Annotated in this window: 22 protein-coding genes and 1 pseudogene; 6 read left to right on the top strand and 17 right to left on the bottom strand. The window is 68.8% G+C overall.

Annotation, left to right across the window (positions count from 1 at the left end; translation table 11 throughout):
* Positions 1-12 precede the first annotated feature (12 nt).
* The 3 genes from OHU89_RS29060 to OHU89_RS29050 are packed head-to-tail and all read right to left on the bottom strand — an operon-like array spanning position 13 to position 4,854.
* A complete protein-coding gene (locus OHU89_RS29060) occupies positions 13-3,513 on the bottom strand; it encodes an RHS repeat-associated core domain-containing protein (RefSeq protein ID WP_405647147.1) in 3,501 nt (1,166 codons plus the stop codon).
* Positions 3,514-3,543: 30 nt separating this feature from the next.
* A complete protein-coding gene (locus tag OHU89_RS29055; protein WP_405647146.1) occupies positions 3,544-4,413 on the bottom strand; it encodes a hypothetical protein in 870 nt (289 codons plus the stop codon).
* A gap of 33 nt (positions 4,414-4,446) precedes the next feature.
* Entirely contained in the window at positions 4,447-4,854 is a 408-nt protein-coding gene (locus tag OHU89_RS29050) for an ATP-binding protein (RefSeq protein ID WP_405647145.1), read from the bottom strand.
* 230 nt (positions 4,855-5,084) lie between these two features.
* Here OHU89_RS29050 and OHU89_RS29045 point away from each other — a divergent pair, with 230 nt between their 5' ends.
* From OHU89_RS29045 to OHU89_RS29030, 4 genes and pseudogenes are all read left to right on the top strand, one after another.
* Positions 5,085-5,930, top strand: coding sequence for a helix-turn-helix transcriptional regulator (locus tag OHU89_RS29045; protein ID WP_405647144.1), 846 nt, complete (start codon positions 5,085-5,087; stop codon positions 5,928-5,930).
* A gap of 8 nt (positions 5,931-5,938) precedes the next feature.
* Positions 5,939-6,133, top strand: coding sequence for a DUF397 domain-containing protein (locus OHU89_RS29040; RefSeq protein ID WP_405647142.1), 195 nt, complete (start codon positions 5,939-5,941; stop codon positions 6,131-6,133).
* Positions 6,130-6,405, top strand: coding sequence for a hypothetical protein (locus OHU89_RS29035; protein ID WP_405647140.1), 276 nt, complete (start codon positions 6,130-6,132; stop codon positions 6,403-6,405). Before OHU89_RS29040 ends, OHU89_RS29035 begins: the two co-directional genes overlap by 4 nt.
* Before the next feature lie 32 nt (positions 6,406-6,437).
* A pseudogene (locus OHU89_RS29030) lies at positions 6,438-6,593 on the top strand (DUF397 domain-containing protein); the annotation flags it as partial.
* Positions 6,594-6,609: 16 nt separating this feature from the next.
* Here OHU89_RS29030 and OHU89_RS29025 read toward each other — a convergent pair.
* From OHU89_RS29025 to OHU89_RS29000, 6 genes are all read right to left on the bottom strand, one after another.
* The gene (locus OHU89_RS29025; RefSeq protein WP_405647138.1) at positions 6,610-6,855 is read right to left on the bottom strand and encodes a contact-dependent growth inhibition system immunity protein; all 246 of its coding nucleotides are present in this window, start codon (positions 6,853-6,855) and stop codon (positions 6,610-6,612) included.
* Between the two features lie 68 nt (positions 6,856-6,923).
* Positions 6,924-7,415: a hypothetical protein gene (locus tag OHU89_RS29020; protein ID WP_405647136.1), complete on the bottom strand. Its 492-nt coding sequence runs from the start codon at positions 7,413-7,415 to the stop codon at positions 6,924-6,926.
* A 47-nt stretch (positions 7,416-7,462) separates the two neighbouring features.
* Complete coding sequence (locus OHU89_RS29015) at positions 7,463-11,992, bottom strand: DUF6531 domain-containing protein (protein ID WP_405647134.1); 4,530 nt, start codon at positions 11,990-11,992, stop codon at positions 7,463-7,465.
* An 84-nt stretch (positions 11,993-12,076) separates the two neighbouring features.
* On the bottom strand, positions 12,077-12,559 hold the full coding sequence (locus OHU89_RS29010; RefSeq protein ID WP_405647132.1) for a hypothetical protein: 483 nt from the start codon (positions 12,557-12,559) through the stop codon (positions 12,077-12,079).
* Between the two features lie 22 nt (positions 12,560-12,581).
* On the bottom strand, positions 12,582-13,052 hold the full coding sequence (locus OHU89_RS29005; RefSeq protein ID WP_405647130.1) for a contact-dependent growth inhibition system immunity protein: 471 nt from the start codon (positions 13,050-13,052) through the stop codon (positions 12,582-12,584).
* 208 nt (positions 13,053-13,260) lie between these two features.
* Positions 13,261-13,908 carry a hypothetical protein gene (locus OHU89_RS29000; protein ID WP_405647129.1) on the bottom strand — a complete coding sequence of 216 codons (648 nt, stop codon included), beginning with the start codon at positions 13,906-13,908 and terminating at the stop codon, positions 13,261-13,263.
* A 95-nt stretch (positions 13,909-14,003) separates the two neighbouring features.
* Here OHU89_RS29000 and OHU89_RS28995 point away from each other — a divergent pair, with 95 nt between their 5' ends.
* Positions 14,004-14,336: a hypothetical protein gene (locus tag OHU89_RS28995; protein ID WP_405647127.1), complete on the top strand. Its 333-nt coding sequence runs from the start codon at positions 14,004-14,006 to the stop codon at positions 14,334-14,336.
* 48 nt (positions 14,337-14,384) lie between these two features.
* On the opposite strand, the gene OHU89_RS28990 is transcribed toward OHU89_RS28995, so the two are convergent.
* On the bottom strand, positions 14,385-16,082 hold the full coding sequence (locus OHU89_RS28990) for a sigma factor (RefSeq protein ID WP_405647125.1): 1,698 nt from the start codon (positions 16,080-16,082) through the stop codon (positions 14,385-14,387).
* A 190-nt stretch (positions 16,083-16,272) separates the two neighbouring features.
* Between OHU89_RS28990 and OHU89_RS28985 the strand changes: the two genes are divergently transcribed.
* Positions 16,273-16,686, top strand: a complete 414-nt coding sequence (locus tag OHU89_RS28985; protein WP_405647123.1) for an SsgA family sporulation/cell division regulator — start codon at positions 16,273-16,275, stop codon at positions 16,684-16,686.
* Positions 16,687-16,850: 164 nt separating this feature from the next.
* On the opposite strand, the gene OHU89_RS28980 is transcribed toward OHU89_RS28985, so the two are convergent.
* The 7 genes from OHU89_RS28980 to OHU89_RS28950 all read right to left on the bottom strand — a co-directional run bounded on the left by OHU89_RS28980 (position 16,851) and on the right by OHU89_RS28950 (position 20,852).
* Complete coding sequence (locus OHU89_RS28980; protein ID WP_405647121.1) at positions 16,851-17,159, bottom strand: hypothetical protein; 309 nt, start codon at positions 17,157-17,159, stop codon at positions 16,851-16,853.
* Positions 17,160-17,315: 156 nt separating this feature from the next.
* Entirely contained in the window at positions 17,316-17,792 is a 477-nt protein-coding gene (locus OHU89_RS28975) for a TadE/TadG family type IV pilus assembly protein (RefSeq protein ID WP_266889095.1), read from the bottom strand.
* Positions 17,789-18,208, bottom strand: a complete 420-nt coding sequence (locus OHU89_RS28970; RefSeq protein WP_405647119.1) for a TadE/TadG family type IV pilus assembly protein — start codon at positions 18,206-18,208, stop codon at positions 17,789-17,791. Before OHU89_RS28970 ends, OHU89_RS28975 begins: the two co-directional genes overlap by 4 nt.
* Entirely contained in the window at positions 18,209-18,646 is a 438-nt protein-coding gene (locus OHU89_RS28965) for a TadE family protein (RefSeq protein ID WP_365394019.1), read from the bottom strand.
* Positions 18,647-18,687: 41 nt separating this feature from the next.
* Positions 18,688-18,939, bottom strand: coding sequence for a hypothetical protein (locus tag OHU89_RS28960; protein WP_046263660.1), 252 nt, complete (start codon positions 18,937-18,939; stop codon positions 18,688-18,690).
* A gap of 42 nt (positions 18,940-18,981) precedes the next feature.
* Positions 18,982-19,905: a type II secretion system F family protein gene (locus OHU89_RS28955; protein ID WP_405647116.1), complete on the bottom strand. Its 924-nt coding sequence runs from the start codon at positions 19,903-19,905 to the stop codon at positions 18,982-18,984.
* Positions 19,902-20,852, bottom strand: coding sequence for a type II secretion system F family protein (locus OHU89_RS28950; RefSeq protein WP_266899388.1), 951 nt, complete (start codon positions 20,850-20,852; stop codon positions 19,902-19,904). The genes OHU89_RS28955 and OHU89_RS28950 overlap by 4 nt, the downstream gene beginning before the upstream one ends.
* Positions 20,853-20,876 lie beyond the last annotated feature (24 nt).

Genomic DNA, 20,876 nt, shown 5'->3' with positions numbered 1-20,876 from the left:
TTCTTTCGTCCCTCACCCGTCGCACGGAGGCGGGAGCACCTTCTGCTTCTTCTTGTTGTTGATCATCTTGAGCCTCACCAGCTTGGCCAGGACGTTTTCCTTGACGGCGCTGGAGGGGTACGAGGCCTGGACGTGGCCATGGTAGATCTCCTTGACGATCTTGCCGTTCTCGTCAGTGAAGTACTTGTGCCGGTCGAGCACCACGATCTCGTTGTTGACGTGGTCCACGCCGACGCGCCGGAAATCGTCCGCGGCGGCGGTGTCGCCGCGTGTGATGGACCGGTCCAGTGCGGCCTGACCGTTCGAGGGAGCGCGGCCGATCTCGCCCTTGGCCGACGCGGAGGAGCTCGAACCGTGCTTGTCGTACTCCGAGTCGTCGTAGATCCGGACCGGCTCGTCGCCCTCCAGGCCGAGCGGGTCGCTCCAGCGCAGCGGGTTGTCGACGTAGGCGTGGTGGTTCGGGGCGGGCTCCAGGCCCAGGGGGTCCGGGGAGAGGTAGCTCGCGTTGTCCGGGTCGTAGTAGCGGGAGAGGTTGTAGTGCAGGCCCGTCTCCGGGTCGCGGTACTGGCCCGGGAAGGACAGCGGGCACAGGTCGCCATCGTCGCCGCCCGGCAGCGGCCGTCCCCACAGGGTCGTCGCCGACCGCCAGGCGATCTCCCCGTCCTCGCCGATCAGCTCGCTCGGCGTGCCGACGAGGTCGGTGACGATCGCGTAGAACCGCCGGTTGACCGAGGCCTGGTCGTCGTCGGCGCGCCATCGGCTGCGCACCTGCGCGGCCGCCCGGTGCGTACCCGGCTCCCAGTCCCAGGTGTCCGTCTCCACCACCCCGTCCCGCAGCGTCTGCTGCTCGGCGAGGTTGGCCGCGTCCCAGGTGAAGAAGGTCTCGTCGGTGACGGAACCGTCCTCGTGCACCCGCGCCTTGGAGGTGCGGCGGCCCAGCACGTCGTAGCGGTAACGCCATACGCCATTCTCCGGCGTCGTGGCCTCGGTGAGGTGGTCGTCCGCGTCCCAGACGTAGGTCCAGACGCGCCGCAGCCCGGACAACGTGCGCCGGATCACCCGGGTCACGCGGCCCTGCGCGTCGTGCTCGTACGAGGTACGGCCCGCCGAGGTGACCTTGGTGCCGGAATGCCGCGCCGGTCCCTGGGCGTCGTCGCCGCCCGGCGCCGGGTGCTCGGCGACGGTGAGGTTGCCGAGGTCGTCGTAGGCGTAGGACTCGGTCCAGGTGTCCGCCGACACCCGGGTGACGCGGCCCACGCGGTCGAGGTCGAAGCGGCGGGTGCCGGAGAGACGGTCGGCGATCGCGGTCAGATGTCCGTCCGCTCGGTAGGCGTAAGCGCGGGCCTGGCGGACCGCGGGGCCGCCCGATGCGCTGCCGTCGCCGCTGCCGACCCCGGCGGTCGCCGCCTGGACCACCTGCTCCACCAGACGGTGGCCGGAGTCCCACGCCTGCGTCAGGGTGGCCGCCCCGCCCAGGGCCCGGGTGGTCTCCCGGCCGGCCGCGTCGTGCGCGAAGGTCAGTTCACCGGCCGCGGTGACGAGCGAGACGGGCAGACCCACGGAGTCGTACGACCACTGCGACACCGCACCCGAGGGTGTGGTCCGGCGGATGCGCCGCCCCAGCAGGTCGTAGCCACTGGTGACGGTCCGGCCGTCCACCGCCTCCGCGACGACCCGGCCCGCCCCGTCATACGCGTACGTGACCCGGCTGTCGGCGTTCACGGCCTCGGTCATCCGGCCGGATACGTCGTACCGCAGCTCGGTGACCGTGCCGCTGTCGGTCTGCGCCGTCACGACCCGGCCCGCGATGTCGCGGGTGAGCCGCACCGACTGGCCGGTGCCGTTGCTGCGCTTGATCGCGCGCCCGGCCGGGTCGTAGGCGTAGGTGAGCGTGCGGCCGTCGAAGTCCGTCTCGGAGAGCAGGTTGCCCGCGGCGTCGTAGTCGTAACGCCACTGGAAGCCCCGCGGGTTGGTCACGGCGGTGAGGCGCAGCTCGGCGTCGTGGGTGAAGACGTAGCGGGTGCCGTCCGGGTCGGTCCGGGCGCGTGGCAGGTCGAACGCGCCGTACTCGAAGACGGTGGCGGCCGGACCGCCCGGCTCCCTGTGTTCGGTGAGGTTGCCCTCCGCGTCGTAGGACCAGGACTCCCGGCCGCCGTCCGCGCGCTCGAGCCACAGCAGCAGGCCCTCGGGGTTCCAGCTCTGGCGGACGGTGCCGCCGACGGGGTCGTCGATGCGCACGACACGGCCGTACGCGTCCCGGTGCACGGTCACAACGCTGCCGCGCGGATCGACGACCCGCACCGGCATCCCGGTCCCGTCGGTGTCGTACCGGAAAGTGTTGCCGAGCGCGTCGGTCTCCGCGATCCGGTGCCCGCGCTCGTCGTACGCGTACGAGGTCACCGCGCCCAGCGGATCGGTGCTGGTGAGCAGGTTGCCCCGGTCGTCGTAGGCGCATTCCCAGCGCGACCCGTCGGGCTGGGTGACGGCGACGGGGCGGGCGTCGGCGTCGTACTCCACCTCGATGCGGGTGCCGTCGGGCCGGTCCATGCGCACCGGCTCGCCATGCGTGCCGAGGGTGAAGCGGGTCGTACGGCCCAGCTCGTCGGTGCGGGAGAGCATCCGCCCGTAGCGGTCCCACTCGGTGGAGGTGCGGTGGCCCAGGGGGTCGGTCTCGGCGGTGAGCTGGAGGAGTTCGTTGTAGTGGTACGTCGTCGTATGGCCGAGCGCGTCGGTGTACCGCGTCTCGCGGCTCTCCGTGTCGTACGTGATCGAGGAGGCGAGGCTGCCGTCCGAGCCCGTACCGCCGGTGCAGCGGTCCAGGGCGTCGTATTCGAATCGGTAGGAGTAGGCGTTGCGGTCGGTCCACGACGTGATGCGCCCGCGGGCGTCGTACGTGAGCTTCCGGGGCAGCCCGCTGGAGTTGTGGATCTCGGCGAGGTTGCCGTCGGAGTCGTAGCCGAACCGCTTGAGCGTCGTGCCGTCGGGGCCGTCCTCCGGATTGTGGAGACGGAGTGCGGTGACGCGTCCGCTGTCGTTGTCGGTGTCGACGTACACATGACGGCCCGCCGAGTCCCGTACGGCGACCGGTGTGCCGTCGTCGTCGCGGTCGAAGTCGACGCGGAGGCCGTTGCGGTCGGTGATGGCGGCGAGGGGGAGGGTGAAGGCCTCGTCGGCGGCCGTGGGACGCCGACGCGAGGCGAAGTGGCGAGTGATACCGCTGCCCTGGTCGGTGATTCGCACCGGCGCACCGGGAGCGCCGTCCCAGTCCAGCAGCAGGCGCGGGCCCTCCAGCGGCAGGACGGCGGTGCCCGGTGTGGGCACCGGGTAGAAGAGGAGCATGCCGTCCTCGGTGGCGAAGACGGCGCCCTCATCGTCCAGTTCGAGGCGTTCGTCCAGGGTGGAGGCCCAGGACTGCCCGAAGGAACGGCCGTACGGGTAGGTCGACAGGTGCGTGCGACGCAGGACGGTCGGGAGCAGGCCCGGCAGGTCGACGTCGGTCTCCTGCATGAGCATCTCGCCGGAAGATCCTGACAGTCAGCCCACTCAGTCGCGGAACAGGTCCTCCGCCTGGGTCGCGTGGACCGCACGCTGTGCCCAGACCTCGATCTGGTCCAGGTCGGAGCACGCTTCTACCCGGTTGCGGACGGAATCCGGGACCGTGATCCCGCGCCACTCAAGGATGCGCAGAATCATCTCGGCACGACCCTCGTTCCGGCCCTGTTCCCGCACCTGCTCGGCGACCTCGTGCCGGAAGAAGTAGTGAACCGGCATCATCAGCTCCTTCCAGATCTGCTTGGCCTGGGCATCAACCAGGCAGGACTCGACGAACTGCGCGAGCATCCCCGCGCTGTCGGTATCAGTGGTCTCCAATGCCGCAGCCAGCGGTCTCAGTATGGCAGCGGCTCCGGGCCCCTTACCATGCGTCATCGCCGAGAAGGCCGCGAGGAACGGGTCCCGCCGCGCCTCCTCCTCGTCCGTGATGAGCGGCACGTTCTCCGGGCTCAGTACGAGCGGCCGTACGGTGAGCGAATGCCATCCAGGGAACCCCAGCCGGATCGGCCGGGCCGCCCAACGGGCCGTGGACCTGCTCTGGGTGAGCACGATCAGTACCGGTTCCCAGCGGTACTTCGCGTACAGATAGCTGAGGTAGTAGGCCCAGCTGCTCCGCTTGTCGTCGTCCCGCGCCCCCTGCGACTCGATGACCAGCAGGTACGCCCCCTCATCCGTCTCCGCCCGTAACAGCGTGTCCACACGCCGCTCCACCGGTTCGATCTCCGTCAGATCCGCGTTCAGCACCTCGAATTCACGCGGCTCGGGGATCGGGATGTGCAGCACATGCTGAAGGGTGCGCGTGAAGCTTGCCGGGTCCTTCTGGCAGATCCGGTGCAGCCCCTCATGCGGCGAACCGACCATCAGTTCTCCTTTCCATACGACGTGATCAACGAGCTACGCCGCGGCAAGGTCACACCACACGTACTTGCCCCGATTGCCGTTCCGCGCGAGCGGCTGCCAGCCCCAGAGATCGGCGTGGGCCCGGACGAGGGCGAGCCCACGCCCCTCCTCCATCTCGACGAGCCGTTCCCACTCACCTGGCGGCTCGGGCGGTTCGGGGCTCGCGTCCCACGCCCCGATCCGCAGCACGCCGGCCGACCAACGCACCCGCAGCGCGGCAGGGCCTTTCGTATGCCGTACGGCGTTGGAGACCAGCTCCGTGGCGAGCAGCTCGGCGGTGTCGACGAGGCGGATCAGGCCGTGCATGGTGAGGATGAGGCGGAGGGTGCGGCGGCAGATGGGGACGGCTCGGGGGTCGTTGGGGATGTGGAGGGAGTACCCCCAGGGTTCGTTTTCTGGCATGGCTGAACTCCGTTCGGGGGCAGGGAGGTTGGCGGGCAGGGATCGGTGGCAGTGCCGCATCCGGAATGGCGGGACGGAGTGGTGCGCTTTCGGGACCTAGGGTTCCGCAGCGTGTGCGTGACGTCACCGACGGTAGATATAAATCTATAGATTTAGCAACCTGATCGCGTAATCTGACGCCGAACGAGTCACCCCCGCAAGCGTGTTGGACCTAGGAGCAGCCGAGAGCCTTGAGGCGAGAACCAACGGCGCGCCAGACACGTCTGGCCACTGAACTGCGCAGACTTCGCGAGGCGGCCGACCTCACCGCCCGCGAGGCGGCAACCCTGCTCGGAGTGAGCCCGGCCCAGATCACCCACATCGAGTCCGGACTCGCGGGCGTGAGCGAGAAACGGCTGCGCCTCCTGGCCGCCAACTACTCCTGCACAGACGCAGAGTTGCTCGACGTACTGGTCACCATGGCGACCGATCGGACGCGAGGCTGGTGGGAGGAGTACCGAGGATCGCTGCCCACCGCATTCCTGGACCTGGCCGAGCTGGAGCACCACGCCAGGTTCCTGCACGAGGTCCAGTTCCTGTTCATCCCGGGCCCACTTCAGACTGAGGCCTACGCCCGCGCCGTCTACGCCTATCGAGTTCCCGAACTACCCACTGAAGACATGGAGTTGCGCGTCGAGCACCGCATGCGCCGCAAGGTCATCTTCGAGCGCCCGGCCCCCACACCGTACGAGGCCGTCATCCACGAGGCGGCGCTCCGCATCATGGTCAGCGACCGGGCCACATCCCGAGCCCAGCTCTCCCGTCTCCTGGAACACAGCGATGCGGATCACATGACCGTTCGCGTCATCCCGTTCGCCCTGGAGGGCTTCGCCGGTGCTGCGAGCGCCATGACCTACGCCGGCGGCGCCGTGCCCCGGCTGGACACCGTCGTACGCGATGCGCCCCATGGCGCAGCCTTCGTAGACTCCGCAGCCCAGCTCGACGCCTTTCGAACGCTCTTCCGTAAAGTGGAGGCCGCGTCACTCGACCCCGCCCGGTCGTGCGACTTCATCCACAAGCTGACGAAAGAGCTGTGAGGCACGCGATGGACACCCCCGACAACTGGCGGAAGTCGTCCTACTCAGGCCCTGGCGACGGCGACTCCTGCGTGGAAATCGCAGACCACCGCACCCTTATAGCGATACGCGATTCCAAGGACCCGGCGCAGGGCACCCTCGCCTTCCCATCCACCGCCTTCGCCACGTTCATCGAGGCCCTCAAGTCGTCCGACCAGCGATGACTTACTTCTTCCGGCTCACTCGCGTACCTGACGCTCCTTGCCCCTCCCTCCTCTACAAAGCCGAAGTCGACGGCTCGTACGAAGTGTTCCTCGTCCTCGACGAACAGTCCCGCTCGATCCGCCCCTCGGACTCGAACGGCAACGCCATCCTCTCGGGCACCTCGGAGGAACAAGACGCGATCAGGGGTTTCACTCTGCTCGCCGCCCATCTGGCTGCCGAGTGGGAGAAGCTTGGCCGTCCGCCGCAGGAGATCCGTAAGGTCTTCGGGTGAGGCAGGCTGACGAAAGGGTTGCGAGGCACTCGATGGACACCCCCGGCATCTGGCGGAAGTCGTCCTACTCGGGCGGCGGGGAGGGCAACGACTGCGTAGCCATGGCGAACCTGCACACCCACATAGCGATACGCGACTCCAAGAACCCGACCCACGGCACCCTCGCCTTCCCACCCACCGCCTTCGCCGCGTTCCTCAAGCGCTTCAGCCGCCGGCCGCCTGGCGCGGAGCACCATCCCGGAGGATCTCCACCGCGACCGGAAGCAGCCAGGGCAGGCCGACGTCCTGACCGATCAGCCGCGCGAGCTCATGCGGCTGCAGCTCGCCGATCGGGCGGCGGCGCAGCTCGTGCACGTTCTTGACCATGGACGTCGTGTCTTCCGGCGGGTCCGGCCAGCGCTGCCCCTCGAGCTGTTCGAGGGACCGGCTGCGGTCGGCGGGCTCGGGCATTGACGGGAGCCTTTCCGGTCGGGCACGTCGGGAACCAGCGCGCTGCCGACTTTCCTTTCAGAACCAGGTCATCGCTCAGACGCCCCGAAGGACCGCACGAAGTCGTCGACGATGCCTCGGGAGAACGGATCGGTGGCAGGCTCCTCGGGCGTCACCAGGCTGACGGCGTAATACTCGGACAGCAGAAGTGCCGTGCCCTCGACGGCCTCCGCGGCTTCGGCGGAGGAAGTCCGCACGTCCGAGACCTTCGCCGCATGCAGCGGTTGCTCGTGCCGACGGTAGAAAACGGCGTACGGCCCTTGCCCCGAGGAATCGAGCGCGTAGCCGTTGTTCTCCCAGAAGTCCTCCATCTGTTGGCCGGAGGAGAACGTGACGATCCCGGAGTAGTCGTCGTCCGCCGCCTCCGGAAGGCGCCAGTCCGTCGCAGCACCGGGCGACAGCGGTTCCCCGTAAAGAAAGAGGCACGGCCAGCGCTGCTGCCCGCGCCGGACGAACCGGCGCATCGCTTCCGGGAAGGACGCGTCCACGATGAAGTCGGTCGAGTGTCCGGTGAGATCCATGGGTGTTCCTTGCGATGGTGAGGTGGTGGCCACTGCGTACGCGCAGTTCAAGCCTTCCAGCCGGACGTCGGTCCCGCGTACCTGATCGCGTCGCGGGGAATGGCCACATCGGTGTTGGAGAACCAGATGTGGTCACGACCACCCCGCAGACGTCCCGAGAACAACTTCTTCTCGGCCTCGAACTCGATCATGTACTCGCTCTTCTCCTTGGTGAGACCAAGGTAGGACTTGAAGCCGCCGGGCTTCTTCGCAATGTCGGCCGGGCTCATCGGGGAGACATACACCGCCGCCGTGTTCTTGCCCTGGGTGGTCCTGGGGACCTTCAGGGTGATGCCGTCCTTCCCTCCGCCGCCCATGATCTTGTTGAAGCCGTTCTTGTCCGTGTAATGCCGGATGACGGTCTTGCACGAAGGAGCAAGACCGAGCGGGTCGATCCAGACGAGCGGGTTGACCACGTAGTTGTGGTGGTGGGGGGCCGGTTCCAGGCCGAGCGGGTCGGGGCTGTGGTAGCGCGCCGTGCCCGGGTCGTAGTACCGGTGGTGGTTGTAGTGGAGCCCCGTTTCCGCATCGAAGTACTGTCCTGGAAAGCGCAGGGGACAGTCCGCGGAACCCGCGGACCGGCTCTGCAGCGGCAGGCCCCACAGAGTGCGGCGAGAACGCCAGGCCGTGCTGCCCGTCTCGTCGACGAGTTCGGTGGGTGTGCCGACGACATCGGTGACGATGGAGTAGAACTGCTCGTCGATCCAGGCCTCGTCCCACCGTTCCCCGACGCGCGTGCGCTGCACGACGGGACGATCCCCACCAGGTTCCCAGTCCCACGTGGTGACACGGTTTTCGCCCTCGCCGGAGGTGGTCCAGCGCCTCTCTTCCGCCAGGCGGGTGCCGTCCCACACGAATTCGGTGCGCTCGTCCACTGTTTCGCCGTCCGGCGAGAGCAGTTCCTTGGCGATGCGCCGGCCCAGCGGATCGTAGAGATAGCGCCAACGGCGCCCGTCGGGCGTGGTCACGGTACGCAGACGGTCCTCCGCGTCCCAGGTGAACAGCCAAGTACGCGACCCACCCGACAGGAGAGCCCGAGTGTGGCGTACCACTCGCCCCTGGGAGTCGTGCTCGTACCGCGACGCTCCGGCGGTCCGCACCAGAGTTCCGCTGTACGTCATCTGCCCCTGGACGCCGGTGTCGTGGCGTCCGACCGTGGCGTCCGGCTCGGAGAACACCAGGTTCCCCACGGAGTCGTAGGCGTACCTCTCCAGCCGGTCCTCAGTGTTGACGGCGGTGACCCGACCTGTCGCGTCGAGCTCGTACGTCGCCGTACCCGTGACGGAATCGGCGATGACCAGCGGCAGGCCGTCGGAGCGGTAGGTGTAACGCCGGTCGATGGCGTCGACCGCCGCTCCCGATGCCCGTACGGTCTGTGTGGTCAGGCGGTGGCCGACCGCACTCCACTCCTGCAGCAGGGAGGCCCCTGCCGGGAGGGAACGCCGAACCTCGTGTCCTGCGTTGTCGTGAGCGAATCCCACGGTCTTTCCGGAGCCCCGGAGTTCAACCGGCTGATGGTCGGCGTCGTAGAGCCACTCGCTCAGCACCCCCCCAGGGGTCCGACGTCGCACTCGGCGGCCGACACCGTCGTAACTGTTGGTCAGCACACGGCCGTTGCAGGACTCGGTCAGTACGCGGCCCTGGGCGTCGTACGTGAAGAGCAGCTCGGCATCCTGGTTGGCTGCCCTGACCAGGCCCCCGCCCTGGTCGTAGGAGAAGTGCGTGACGTTGCCGTCCGAGTCGCTCTGCTCGATCACCCGGTCGAGGAGATCGTGGTGATACCGGATGCTCTGGCCCACGCCATTGGTCCGCTCCACGATCCGCGACGCGGCGTCGTAGCGATACGTGATGGTCCGGCCGTTGAAGTCCGTCTCCCGGATGACACTCCCCAGCGGGTCGTGCTCGTACGCCCACGTCTGACCTTGAGCGTTGCGGACGCGCACCGGTCGGAGTTCTGTGTCGTACGCGAACTCGATACGGGTGCCGTCCGGTGCGATCCGGGCGGCAGTACGGTCGAACGGGGCGGGTTCGAACCGGGTGACCTCACCGCACACGTCGGTGTGCGCGAGGAGATTTCCTTCGGCGTCGTAGACCCAGTGCTCGGCGGCACCGTCGCAGAACTCTCTCCTTGCCGGGCGTCCCTCGATGGTCCAGCCGACCACCGTGGTTCCGCCGTCGGGCTCGACGACCTCACGGACGCGGCCGAACGCGTCGTAGGCGAACCGGGTAGTCGCGCCGAGGGGAGAGACCACGGTCACGGGGAGACCCGCCGCGTTGCTGCGCACCCGGCTCTCGTTGCCGAGCGCGTCCGTGACCGAAGCGACAGCGCCTCGCTCGTCGTACGAGTAAGCGGTGGTGGAACCGACCGGATCCGTGATCGCCACGACGTTTCCGCGGTCGTCGTACTCGTACTGCCAGTGCGCCCCGTCCTGTGCCGTGGCCGTGGCCAGCTCGCCGCGAGCGTCGTAGGTGTAGTGGGCACTGCTGCCGTCGGGGTGAACGACCCGGACGGTATTGCCCGCTTCGTCATACGTGTAGACCGTGGTCCGGCTGAGCGGATCGGTCAGGCTGACGAGGTTGTCGTAGCGGTCCCAGGCACGAGTCGTGGTGTGTCCGAGCGGATCCGTCTCGGCTACGAGTTGATACGCGTCGTTGAAGCGGTACGTGGTCTTGTGCCCGAGGGAGTTCGTGGCGACGGAGGTCCGGTTCTCCGTGTCGTAGACGTAGGTGTAGTCGAGGATGCCGTCGGTTCCGGTGGTACGGACGCAGCGGCCCTCCGCGTCGTAGGCGTAGCGGTACCACGTCCCGTTACGGTCGTCCCACCCGGTGATGCGGCGCTCTTCGTCGTAGGAGAGTTTCAGTGGCAGCCCGGACGAGTTGTAGATCTCTGTGAGGTTGCCGCAGGAGTCGTATCCATAACGCACGAGGGTGGGCTGCTCAGGGTCGCTGCGCAAAGCCAACGTGGTGATCCGACCGTCCTCCACGGTCACCCCGATGCGGTAGCCACCCGTGTGCACGATCTCCTGCGGCATTCCGTCGGGCCCATAAGCCACCTCGATCGCGTTGCCGTTACGGTCGAGGAGAACGGCCACGGGGAGCTCCGCCGACGACCTGCCGGGCAGCGGCCGGAACCGGAGGACCAGGCCGGAATCCGGCTGGCGCACGGTCATGGTGCCGGCTTCGGGGCCGTCCCACTCCAGCGGCCACCGGGGGCCCTCCACCGGTTGCACGGGGATGCCCTTTTCCGGCACCGGATAGGTGAGGATCATGCCGTCGGCCGTGGTGAACCGGACACCGTCAGGATCGAGAATGAGTCGCTGGTCCAGCGTGGACGCCCAGCTGGGCCCGAACCAGCGGCCGGAACGGAGACCGGAGCGGTGATGACGTTCCAGCTCCAGCGGGAAGACCCCGTCGAGCGTCATGTCGGTCTCGGACATCACCATCTGGCCGGTGGCCATGTCGATCGGGTCGCCACAGGTGAACAGCTTCTTCATCTGCCGACTGAGCGATCGGGTGCCCTTGCCGAGTCCCTTCACGCCGAGGGCCATGCCCTTGAGGCCGGTCTTGCCGAAGGCCTTGAGTCCCTTGGCAAGGCCGCCGAGCGTGGTCAGGCCCTTCATGCCGGGTATGCAGTCCAGCGCGGCCAGGCCCACATCCCATAGGGACGCCTGGCCTTTTGAGTATTTGTAGAGCGTGTCCGCGAGCACGACGAGCGCGGCGATGAGGACGATCGCGCCCAAGATCGGACCGCCGATGATCATCGCGACGATACCGACGACCGCGACGACGACCTTGCAGACGGTGACGATGTTGTCCCAGTTGTCGGTGAACCAATCCCCGACCTCTTCCCACCAGGACCGGTTCTGGATCCCGGCGTCGGAGGCCTCGTCGATCTTCGTCTTGGCCTCGCGGGCGGCGTCCTCACGCATCTTGCGGGCGTCGGCGGCCATCTTCTTCGCCGCGTCCAGGGCATCCTGTGCACTGTCGACGTCCGACTGGGCGCTGCTCTGCGCGGACTTGGCGTGCTGGGCGTCCCGGGTGGCGGCCCTGACCTTGGACTCGTCGGGCTTGTCCGCGTCGGACTTGCTGCCGGTGGGATCGTCTTTGTACTTGTCGGCTTCCTTGCTCGCCCGGGTCACCCACGAATCGGCCGAGGAAAGACGGGATTTGGCCGAGGACAGATTCGCCTGCGCCTCACGCGCCTTGGCGAGAGCCTTGTCGGCGAGAGCCTGGGCACGCTCCAGCTTCGGCCAGAAATCCGCGAGCGCGTTCCCGCACAACTCGTAGGACTTCTTCAGCTTCTTCAGGTTCTTCGGGACCCCGCCGAACTCGTCCTTGAAGACTTCCGCCGACTTGCCGGCCCACTGCAGCAGGGTGTCCTCATCCGACATGCCCTTGACGAGGCGGAGCGCGTCGGAGACGTCGTCGGCGAAGTCATGCAGCGTCCTGGCCAGACTCCGGACCCGGTCCGGATCACCCGGCGTCGGATCCTTGTCCAGGTCGAGGACATGCCAATCCGCCGGCCGATGCCCCGCCATAGTGCGACCCCCGTCACCTGCGCATCACGAACAACAGCTATGTGCACACGCGAACTTACAGGGCACTCCCGTTCGACGTGAAGCTCAGCCGGACCGAGAGCCCCGCACGGCCCGCCACGCCTCGCCGACCGCCTCCACCGGGCGGAGCCACCAGCGCAGCAACGTCTCCCGCACCGTGACGTACACCCGCCGCCGCTTCAACCACGGCGGCAGGTCCCGGAACGGCACGAACGACAGCGTGTCGTCGATCGCGTGATCGGCGGCTCCGCCGAGGCCCTCCGCGCGGAGAGCGGCGTACAGCTCCGGAGTCAGTCGGCCGTCGAGCCGGGCCAGGTGGGCGGTAGCCGTGAAGGGGAAGTCCCGCCCCGGGCCGGGCAGCAGCTCCAGTGCCCGCATGATCCGCGGTGACACCACCTCCGGCGGGCAGTTGAGGGCGAGGCCGATCACCGCCGCGCCGAGGTACCGGTCGGCACGATCGAGCGCGGCGTCCACCTCGGCGGGGTCGTCCATGCCGAGCAGGCCCTTGCCGGTCTCCCAGTTCCAGTCGGGTGTTATCGCAACCACCACTTGTCGGATTTGTTCTGCATCTTCACATCTCTTCGGGACGGGTGGAGAGAAAGGCTTCCAATTCACGCTTCACGTAGCGTGAAAGGTCGGTCAGCCCGGTTACGGTCTCCCGCAACTCACGTGCCGAAGCCGGGATGTCCACCCACGCTTCCGGCCTTCTGGTGACGACCGCATAGAGCAGATCCTCGTCGTACCAGCCGCCGGCAGCCTGACAGGGGGCGGTGTCCCGGAGGAACTCCACAGCCAGTGGAAGCAGCCAGGGCAGGCCAATGTCCTGGCCGATCAAGCGAGCGAGCTCATGCGGTTCGAGCAGGCCGACCGGACGGCGGCGCAGCTCATGAATGTTCATGACCACGGCGGTCGTGTCCGTGGGCGGGTCCGGCCAGCTATGCCCGTCGAGCTGTTCCAGGGAGCGGCTGCGGTCGATCGTCTGAGGCACGAGCGGGATCTTTTCATGCACTTGCTCACCGCCCCACTCACCAGTGATGGCCATGGTCCGACGGTCACCCACGCCTTCATCCTGGCCACAGCCTGCGCAAGCTACCGGGTCGCTCGGGGTCGGCACCCAGCAGTGCAGCCACCTTCTGAACGGCGGATACGACGAGACGGGTGCGCGGCTCAGCCCCAGGGAAGCACCGCCCACAGCGGGCCGAACACGTCGTACGCCAACCCCTTCTCGGGAACCCGCGCCACCGCCGCTGTCAGCCGCTGAACCGGAACGTCGACGTGATCGCGTCGAAGATGTCGAAGAAGGAGTCGGCCAGGTCCAGCACCTGGCTGCTCCCCGCCACCAGCGCGACCTTGCCCTGCTGCCCCGGCACGGGAATGTACGTCTGCATCAGTACGGCCCGGATGGTCCGGTTGAGCGCGTCGTCGGGTACGACGATGTCCTCGATGCCGTACGTCCGTGCCGCCGGCCCGACCCCCGGGATGTCGACGGTCGTCACCTTCCGCCAGGAGTCGCCCTCCTTCTTGGCTTGCTTGACGGCAAGCTGGCCGGCGATGACGGAGGGGTCGTTCGACAGGGGCTCGCCCCGCTCGTTGCGACCGCCGATCATCGACACCGTCACCGAGCCCGTGATCGGCGTATCGCCGCCGAAGCTCTCCGCCATGCAGCCGCAGTACAGCGCGCCCGACTTCCACGCGTCCGCCGCGGCCTTGCGGAGGAAGTCCATGTAGGTGTCGCGGTACTGGGCGAGCTCCGGGTGCTGCTGGACGCGTTCGTTCACCATGCGGCGGATCGAGTCGTCCCGGGACTCCGGTCGTACGTCGAACTCCCACCACGACTCGGGGACCTTGATACGGAAACCCCCGCGCTCGACCGTGAGCGCCTCCATGTAGCGGGCCATGTTGCCGACCGACCTTCCCCGTTTGCTCGTTCGCTCTCGCCGGAATCTTTCCGTTGTACCGTGCACGTCAGACTACGAGATCGGGGGAGTCCGGAATGGGCCAGGGCGGCAAGAGCGACCTCTCCATCCCGCTGAGCCAGCTGGAGGACTACGGCCGCCAGCTGCGGTCGATCAAGACGCGGCTCAACCACACCAAGAAGCTCTTCGAGCAGTACAGGGACGACATCGGCGACGGCAGCGTCAACAACTCCCTCGACGACTTCGAGTCCAACTGGGAGGACGGGCGCGAGGACATCACACAGCAGTTGGACGCGCTCGCGAAGATGTCGGACGCCGTCGTCCGCGAGTTCAAGAAGCTCGACGACAAGCTCGCGAAGCAGGCCGACGAGGGGATGAAGACCGAGGAGAAGGACTCCAAGAGCAGCTAGGACCATCACGGCCTGACGATCCGCGGGGCGGAGTCAGGCCGTTGGCCGCTAGCCGCCCGGCGTGGGGCCCGCGCAGTCGCCCCCGGGGGATACGGGGGCGGGGCCCGGGTCGGTCGTGGCGGGCGGGTCCGTGGGACCGGGGGTGGTCGGCACCGGGTCCTGGGCCGGCGGGGTGGCCGGGTCCTCGACGGGCGGGGTGGTCGGGGTCGGGTCGGCCGGTATGGGGCTCGGGTCCTCAACGGGCTGGGGATCCGTGGGAGTCGAGGGTTCCGGGTCCGGCGCGGGGTCGGGTGTCGGCGCGCTCGGGGTCTCGGGTTCGGGGGTGTTGTCGGCGGGGGCGCCGGGCGCGTCGGGGGTGCCCTCGGTGGGAGCTTCCGGTGCCTGAGGGGGCTCTTGGACGGGCTCTTCGACGGGCGGTGCCGGCGTGGTGGGGGGCTGCTCGGTGGGCGGTGCCGACGTCTTCGGAGGTTCCTCGGCGGGAGGCTCCGGTGTCTTGGGGGAGTCCTCGGCAGGGGGTGCCGGAGCCTCCGGGGCCTCGTCCGCCCCTCCGGTCGTCGGCGGCGCCGGATCCGTGTCCCCCGGCGTCGTGCCACCAGGCTCCTCCGGCGGCGCGGTCTCGGTGGGCGACGGCGTAGCGGCCACCGGCCCCTCCTCCGCCTCCGTCACACCGGTTACGCCCCCGCTCGCGCCCTCGGCCCGAACCCGCACACCGCGTTGGACGTCGGCCGCCCCCTCCGCCGTATCGCCGCTCTCCACCGCGTCACCCGTCGCCGGCGCCTCCGCCACCGGAATCTGCGCCACCGGCGCCTCGGCAACGGGCGCCCGCTGAGCCGGAATCGAACCGGACTCGACGGGCCCGAGGGCGAGGAACACCGCGGCGGCACCCACCACCACGGCCCCCGCGGCGGCCGCGGCCTTGGAACCCCCGACCGAGTTGTGCCGCATTCCGTCCAGCAGCCCGCCACCGGACCCGCCGAAGGCAGTCGCCGTACCCGCGAACCCCAGCAGGAACTTGCCGGTCCCGCCCACCGCGAACACCAGCAGCGCGGGCCCGACCAGTGCCGGCAGCCGGCTGTTGGCGCTCATCAGCGCCGCCAGCCGCGCCCGGCAGTCGTCGCACGCGTCCACATGCCCGAGCAGCCGCTCGGACTGCCGGGCGGTGGCGGAACCCCGTACATAGGCAGGCATACGAGCCCAGTGCACCTGGCACGCGGGATCGTCGGGCGCACCGGTCTGCGTCCGCAGAAACGCCAGCCGCATCCCTTCCCGCGCCCGATGCAGCAGTACGGCGGTGGCGCCCTCCTTGGTCCCGAGCTGCGGCCCGATCGCCGCGAGCGGCTGCCCCTCCGCCTCGGCCAACCACAGGGCCTTGACCCACCGTTCGGGCAACTGCCCCAGCACCCGCACCACCATGTCGACGGAGGACACGTGCTCGGCCGGATCGTCCCCGTGCCGCCCGGCCTCGGCCTGCTCGCCGGCCTGCGGATCCTGCGGAGTCTCCCGTACGGCACTCCCCGCGGCGCTCGCCAGATGCCGCACGGTCGTCATCAGATACGCCGGCACGTTGTCGATCCCGTGCCCCGCGGCCAGCCGCCGCCACACCCGGAAGTGCGCCTCGGCGACGAGGTCTTCGGCGGTGTGGGCGTTCCGGGTCAGGGAGCGGGCGTACGCGACGAGACGCGGCTGCTGCTCCTCGTAGATCCGGGCGTATTCGGCGGTGGAAACGGCGGTGGAAACGTCGGACATGGCGAAACGCTCCAGGGGCCTGCTCTAGTGCGGGGGAAGGATTTGTAAGCCTAGATGGCAAAAGTTTCAAACAAAGTTTCAGCCATCGTAGAAAGTGACGCACGTCACTCCCCTCACGGCGTAATCAGAGACCCCTCCAGTCGCTCGTACACACGTATCGGCCCAACCAGCCCCACATCGGAGCCCGTCCATGTACTTCGCCCTGGAACAACCCACCGGCGCGCGTCTGCTCACCGAGGACGACGAGGAGTTGGCGGTCCCCGTGACCCTCCGCTACGCCTCGGACGACCCCCTGGCCGTCCACTTCGTCTTCCCGCCCTGGATATCCCTCGACGGCGACGAGGTCACCTGGACCTTCGCTCGCAGCCTGCTGGAAGAGGGCCTCGGCTGCCCGGCCGGAGTCGGCAACGTCCACGTCCAGCCGTACGGCCCGTCCCGCACCGCCGTGGAGTTCCGTGCCCGGGAGGGCGTCGCGCTGGTCATCTTCGAGACGACGGCACTGCACCGGTTCCTGCTCCGCTCGTACGCCGTCATGGAACCGGGCGGCGAGCCCCTGGAGCCGGACCTCGAGCGTGGGTTGGCGTCTTTGCTCGGCGGGGTGTGAGTCAGGTTCACGGGATGGTCGACTGGCCGTGGCGGCGCGGCTCAACGGAGCGCTGACACCGGAGCTGTACGCCGTGCCGCGGGCAGCGGGTCTGCACGGCACCGCACGCCATCAGGGACACGCTGACGTTCGTAGGCGGACGTCGATCCTGAGCAGCGCTCTCGTCACGCTCCTTCGCCCTCCTCCCCGAACGTGACCGGGACGTAACTCTTCACGTGATCGGCGAGAAACGAGGGGGCTTCTTCCGGAAGCGTCAAGGGGGCGCCGGCGACGTATTCGGGGAGACGTTTCGAAGGGTGGTAGTCCACGACCTCGTACTCGACGTCTTCCAGCTCACTTCCGAGATCCACGGGGAGCCGATACGGAATGACCTCAGCCGGAGATCGAACGACGCCCCTCCGCGCGAGGGCCGGCAGGTCTTCCTTCCCCAAGCGGAACCAGGGACCCGTTCGCTTCACGACCATCCGCACCATGCGGGAGCCTCCGACCAGGGGTTCCGCATCAGACGGTAACCGACGACTTCCTCGCACCGGCCTGGGACGAGCGGGGCCGGGGCGCCGCAGATCTGGCAGTCACTGATGTCCGGCGTGATCATGAGCCTGTCGGTTCGCGGGGGCGGGTGGACGGCGTCAGCCGACCTGGTTCTCCGCCACCGCCTGCCCGTGGACGACCACGTCGCCGTTGTAGAACATGCCGACGAACACCGGCGAGTACGTCAACTGCACCTCGACCTCGACCTGGTCGACGTCCGCCGCCACGCAGTGGGTGGCGGCGATGTCCGCGCCGGACATGTCCATCTCGCGGGCGAAGGCCTTGACGCGGGCGTCGCAGTTCTCGTAGTTGATCGGCGCTTCGCCGCCCTCGTTCTCGTAGAGGGCGTCGGTGTCGATGTCCTGGGCGGCGTAACGGGCCGCCTGTTCGGCGATGTCCGCCGCGCGCTCCCGCTTGGAGATGGAGAGGCCGCCGTCGATCACGAAGGCCGAGAGTGAGATGAAGACGAGGGCGAAGATGATGACCGCGCCGGCGCCGGAGCCGCGGTCGTCCAGGTGGGCGCGGCGGGACTCCAGCCATGCGCGGACACCGGCAGGAACGCTCAACTTCCTCATCCCGCCTTCCTCTTGAACGGGTCGAGCGGGGCCGTGAAGGAACCCGACATCGTGGTCTTGATGTCCAGGCCGACGATGGCCAGACCCCTCACCCGGCAGCTGACCTCGACCGTGAAGAGCTCGGCGTCCTCGAAGCCGGCGCTGGTCTTGTCCACCGTCACCGGGCCGACGCAGACGTCCGTCAGATCGGCCTCGGCCGCCTTCCGCGCCTCCGCCATGGCGTTGCCGACGTCCCACTGGAGCGAGCCCGCGCGGGCGGCGTCGCGGGCGGCGCCGTCGATGGCGCCGCGCCCCTCCACCATCTGCCCGAAGGCGACCAGGACGAGGATGAACAGGATCATCACCGGGGCCAGGATCACGACCTCGATGGCGGACAGGCCCCGGTCGTCATCCAGGCGGCGCTTGAAAGAGGACATCTAGTTGCCGTCCTCCGTCACGAACCGCTCCACCGGGCCGACCGACTGCGCGTGCACGGTGAGATCCAGGCCGGGGAAGACCGACGGGACCCGTGCCGTGATCTCCACACCCACCGTGTTCTGTTCCGGCTGGAGCATCGCCACGTCCGGTGACAGCACCAGGCTCGGGCCCAGCTGGCTGATGTAGTCGTCCACCACGTCCCGCGCCTTGCCCCGCCACGCACCCGGCTCGTCGTGCGCCGTGGCACGCGCCTTGCGGGCGCCGGCCTGGGCGGCCGCCTGGGCCACGTGGTCGGCGAAGAAGTACAGCGCGAACTGCACGGTGGCGAAGATCATGAAGAACAGGACGGGGGTGAGCAGCACGAACTCGATCGCGGTCATGCCGGATTCGCCGCCCGTCGCGGCGGCTTCCCGTCGCCGGCGTACCCATGCCCGCATGCGCTGCACCAGACCCCCGTACCTTCTTCGATTCCGCTGCTTCAGCAGGTGCCGCTCTGGTTGGCGCCGTTGATGCAGTTCTCGACCTTCTCGGCGCCACCCTCCAGGGCACGGTTGATGATCGCGGCGACCACGCCGACGATCGCCACGACGACCGCGGAGATGATGACCCACTCGACGGCGGAGGCACCGCGGTCGAGCTCGCCGGAGCGGGCACGCTGCACGCGGCCCTGGAGGAAGGTGACGAGGAAGTCCACCGCCGGGATCCCCGTGCTGAAGTTCCGCTCGTTCATGGTCAGTTGTCCTTTCAGAGGCTTTCGAGGGTTGAGGCGGCGTCAGACTTGGAAGACCCGCATGGCGGCCGGGTAGATCAGGAACACCAGGAAGCCGGCGCACAGCAGCAGCTGAGCGACGAGCATCGACTGTGACTTCTCGCCCGCGCTGCCCTCGATCTCGGCCATCTCGCGGTGTCGCATGGTCTCGGCGCGGGAGGCGAGCGACTCACGGACCTTCGCGCCGTCGTCCGCCACCAGGGCGAGGGAGGCCGAGAGGTCCTTCAGCTCCTCCACGCCCAGTTCCTCACCGAGCTGGCCCAGCGCCTGCCACTGGCTGATGCCGGTGATACGGGCGTCGGCGAGGGCGTTGCGGATGCGCTGGGTGGCCCAGCCGTCCGACACCTCGGCCGCCGCCATCAGCGCCTCCGGCAGACCGCGGCCGCCGGCGAGGCTCATCGACACCAGGTCCAGATAGGCGCCGATCACCCGACGCAGGTCGCGCCGCTTGTCGGCGGCGTCCCGGCGTACCTCCAGGTCGGGGAGGAAGAAGAAGACGGCCGCGAACAGCAGCGCCAGCCAGACCGGGATGATCGGGCTGTCGGCGATGGCCAGCGTCCACACGATCGCGAACATCAGCGGGCCGAAGAACAGCCCCGCCGTGGCCAGCAGCACCTTCGTCGCCAGGAACTTCTCCCAGCTGCGGTCCAGGACCGCGAGGTCCGCCCGCAGCGAGCGCTGCTCCCAGCCCTGCTGCAGATAGAACTCGGCGACACGCTGGCCGACTTCGGCCCGCACCGAGCCGAGACGGCCCGAGTCGGAGGCGGTGCGCGCGGACTCGTACGCCGAGCCCCGGGCCCGCATCGCGTCGATCCGCGCGACCTGCGAGACCGCGCTGCGCTTCGACGGCATGAGGGCGCGGACCAGGACGTAGATGCCGAGGCCGATGATCGCGCCGACGGCGACCGGCATGGTGACGTCACTCATCGGCGTACCCCCTCTTCCTGCGACGGCTGGACCGGCTGCTGCTGGGACGGCGTACGGGGACGGACGAACTGGACCGACGCATCGTCCTTGATCAGGAAGCGTTCGGGCGTCTCGATCGTCGACAGCTTGCGCAGCCACCAGAAGCCGAGGGCGAACAGCCCGCAGACGATGGCGAGGACGACCTGGCCGATCGCCGTGCCGTACGGCTCCACGAACTCCCGGTTGAACACGGACAGTCCGAGGACGAAGGCGACCGACACCGCGACGACGATCTGCACCGAGCGTCGGGTGGAGGCCCGTTGCGCCATCACGCGATTGCGCATGTCGACCTCCTCGCGCGCCGACTTGGCGAGCGCGCCGAGCACCTGGCGCAGACCGGGGCCGCGGAGGCGGGCGTTGAGGATGAGGGCCGCGACGATGATGTCGGCGGAGGCGTCGTTGATCTCGTCGGCGAGGTGCTGGAGCGCGTCGGGCAGCGGCGTGCGGGCACGCAGCCGGTCGACGAGCGCGTCCAGGTGCGGGCGCAGCACGGGCGCCGAGGCGCGCGCGGACGCCGGGATGGCCTGCTCCAGGCCGACCGCACCCGCGATGGTGTCGCGCAGCGACTCCGTCCAGCCGGCCAGCGCCTCCACACGCTTCATCGCGGCGCGTTCCTCACCGGCACCGCCGAACAGCCGGTCCCAGAAGAAGACGAGCACACCGGCCGCGATACCGGCCACCGCCCACTGCGTGAGCAGCAGGACGACGATGCCGACGATGGCGGCGAGCGAACCGCGCTGCCCGGCGAACCGGATCAGCTCGCTCGCCCGCTCGGCGGCCTTCTGCTTCTCGTGGTCCGGCTTGGCCGGCAGCCCTCGTACGGCGATGGCGAACAGCGCGATGCCACCGCCGACGGCGACACCGGACGCGATCGAGAACAGGACCTCGGTGGAGAACAGCCCGCCCATGGAACCGAGCGAGTCGAGTGCGGC

Origin of the sequence: Streptomyces sp. NBC_00019 (assembly GCF_045041015.1) — a bacterium.
In the GTDB taxonomy this organism is placed as follows: Bacteria; Actinomycetota; Actinomycetes; order Streptomycetales; family Streptomycetaceae; genus Streptomyces.
This window is presented reverse-complemented; position numbering and strand designations above follow the sequence as displayed.

Coding starts and splice junctions, on each gene's coding strand:
- OHU89_RS29060 (WP_405647147.1), bottom strand. CDS start 3,513: ATGCTCATGCAGGAGACCGACGTCGACCTGCCGGGCCTGCTCCCGACC.
- OHU89_RS29055 (WP_405647146.1), bottom strand. CDS start 4,413: ATGGTCGGTTCGCCGCATGAGGGGCTGCACCGGATCTGCCAGAAGGAC.
- OHU89_RS29050 (WP_405647145.1), bottom strand. CDS start 4,854: ATGCCAGAAAACGAACCCTGGGGGTACTCCCTCCACATCCCCAACGAC.
- OHU89_RS29040 (WP_405647142.1), top strand. CDS start 5,939: ATGGACACCCCCGACAACTGGCGGAAGTCGTCCTACTCAGGCCCTGGC.
- OHU89_RS29035 (WP_405647140.1), top strand. CDS start 6,130: ATGACTTACTTCTTCCGGCTCACTCGCGTACCTGACGCTCCTTGCCCC.
- OHU89_RS29025 (WP_405647138.1), bottom strand. CDS start 6,855: ATGCCCGAGCCCGCCGACCGCAGCCGGTCCCTCGAACAGCTCGAGGGG.
- OHU89_RS29020 (WP_405647136.1), bottom strand. CDS start 7,415: ATGGATCTCACCGGACACTCGACCGACTTCATCGTGGACGCGTCCTTC.
- OHU89_RS29015 (WP_405647134.1), bottom strand. CDS start 11,992: ATGGCGGGGCATCGGCCGGCGGATTGGCATGTCCTCGACCTGGACAAG.
- OHU89_RS29005 (WP_405647130.1), bottom strand. CDS start 13,052: ATGGCCATCACTGGTGAGTGGGGCGGTGAGCAAGTGCATGAAAAGATC.
- OHU89_RS29000 (WP_405647129.1), bottom strand. CDS start 13,908: ATGGCCCGCTACATGGAGGCGCTCACGGTCGAGCGCGGGGGTTTCCGT.
- OHU89_RS28995 (WP_405647127.1), top strand. CDS start 14,004: ATGGGCCAGGGCGGCAAGAGCGACCTCTCCATCCCGCTGAGCCAGCTG.
- OHU89_RS28990 (WP_405647125.1), bottom strand. CDS start 16,082: ATGTCCGACGTTTCCACCGCCGTTTCCACCGCCGAATACGCCCGGATC.
- OHU89_RS28985 (WP_405647123.1), top strand. CDS start 16,273: ATGTACTTCGCCCTGGAACAACCCACCGGCGCGCGTCTGCTCACCGAG.
- OHU89_RS28980 (WP_405647121.1), bottom strand. CDS start 17,159: ATGGTGCGGATGGTCGTGAAGCGAACGGGTCCCTGGTTCCGCTTGGGG.
- OHU89_RS28975 (WP_266889095.1), bottom strand. CDS start 17,792: ATGAGGAAGTTGAGCGTTCCTGCCGGTGTCCGCGCATGGCTGGAGTCC.
- OHU89_RS28970 (WP_405647119.1), bottom strand. CDS start 18,208: ATGTCCTCTTTCAAGCGCCGCCTGGATGACGACCGGGGCCTGTCCGCC.
- OHU89_RS28965 (WP_365394019.1), bottom strand. CDS start 18,646: ATGCGGGCATGGGTACGCCGGCGACGGGAAGCCGCCGCGACGGGCGGC.
- OHU89_RS28960 (WP_046263660.1), bottom strand. CDS start 18,939: ATGAACGAGCGGAACTTCAGCACGGGGATCCCGGCGGTGGACTTCCTC.
- OHU89_RS28955 (WP_405647116.1), bottom strand. CDS start 19,905: ATGAGTGACGTCACCATGCCGGTCGCCGTCGGCGCGATCATCGGCCTC.
- OHU89_RS28950 (WP_266899388.1), bottom strand. CDS start 20,852: ATGGGCGGGCTGTTCTCCACCGAGGTCCTGTTCTCGATCGCGTCCGGT.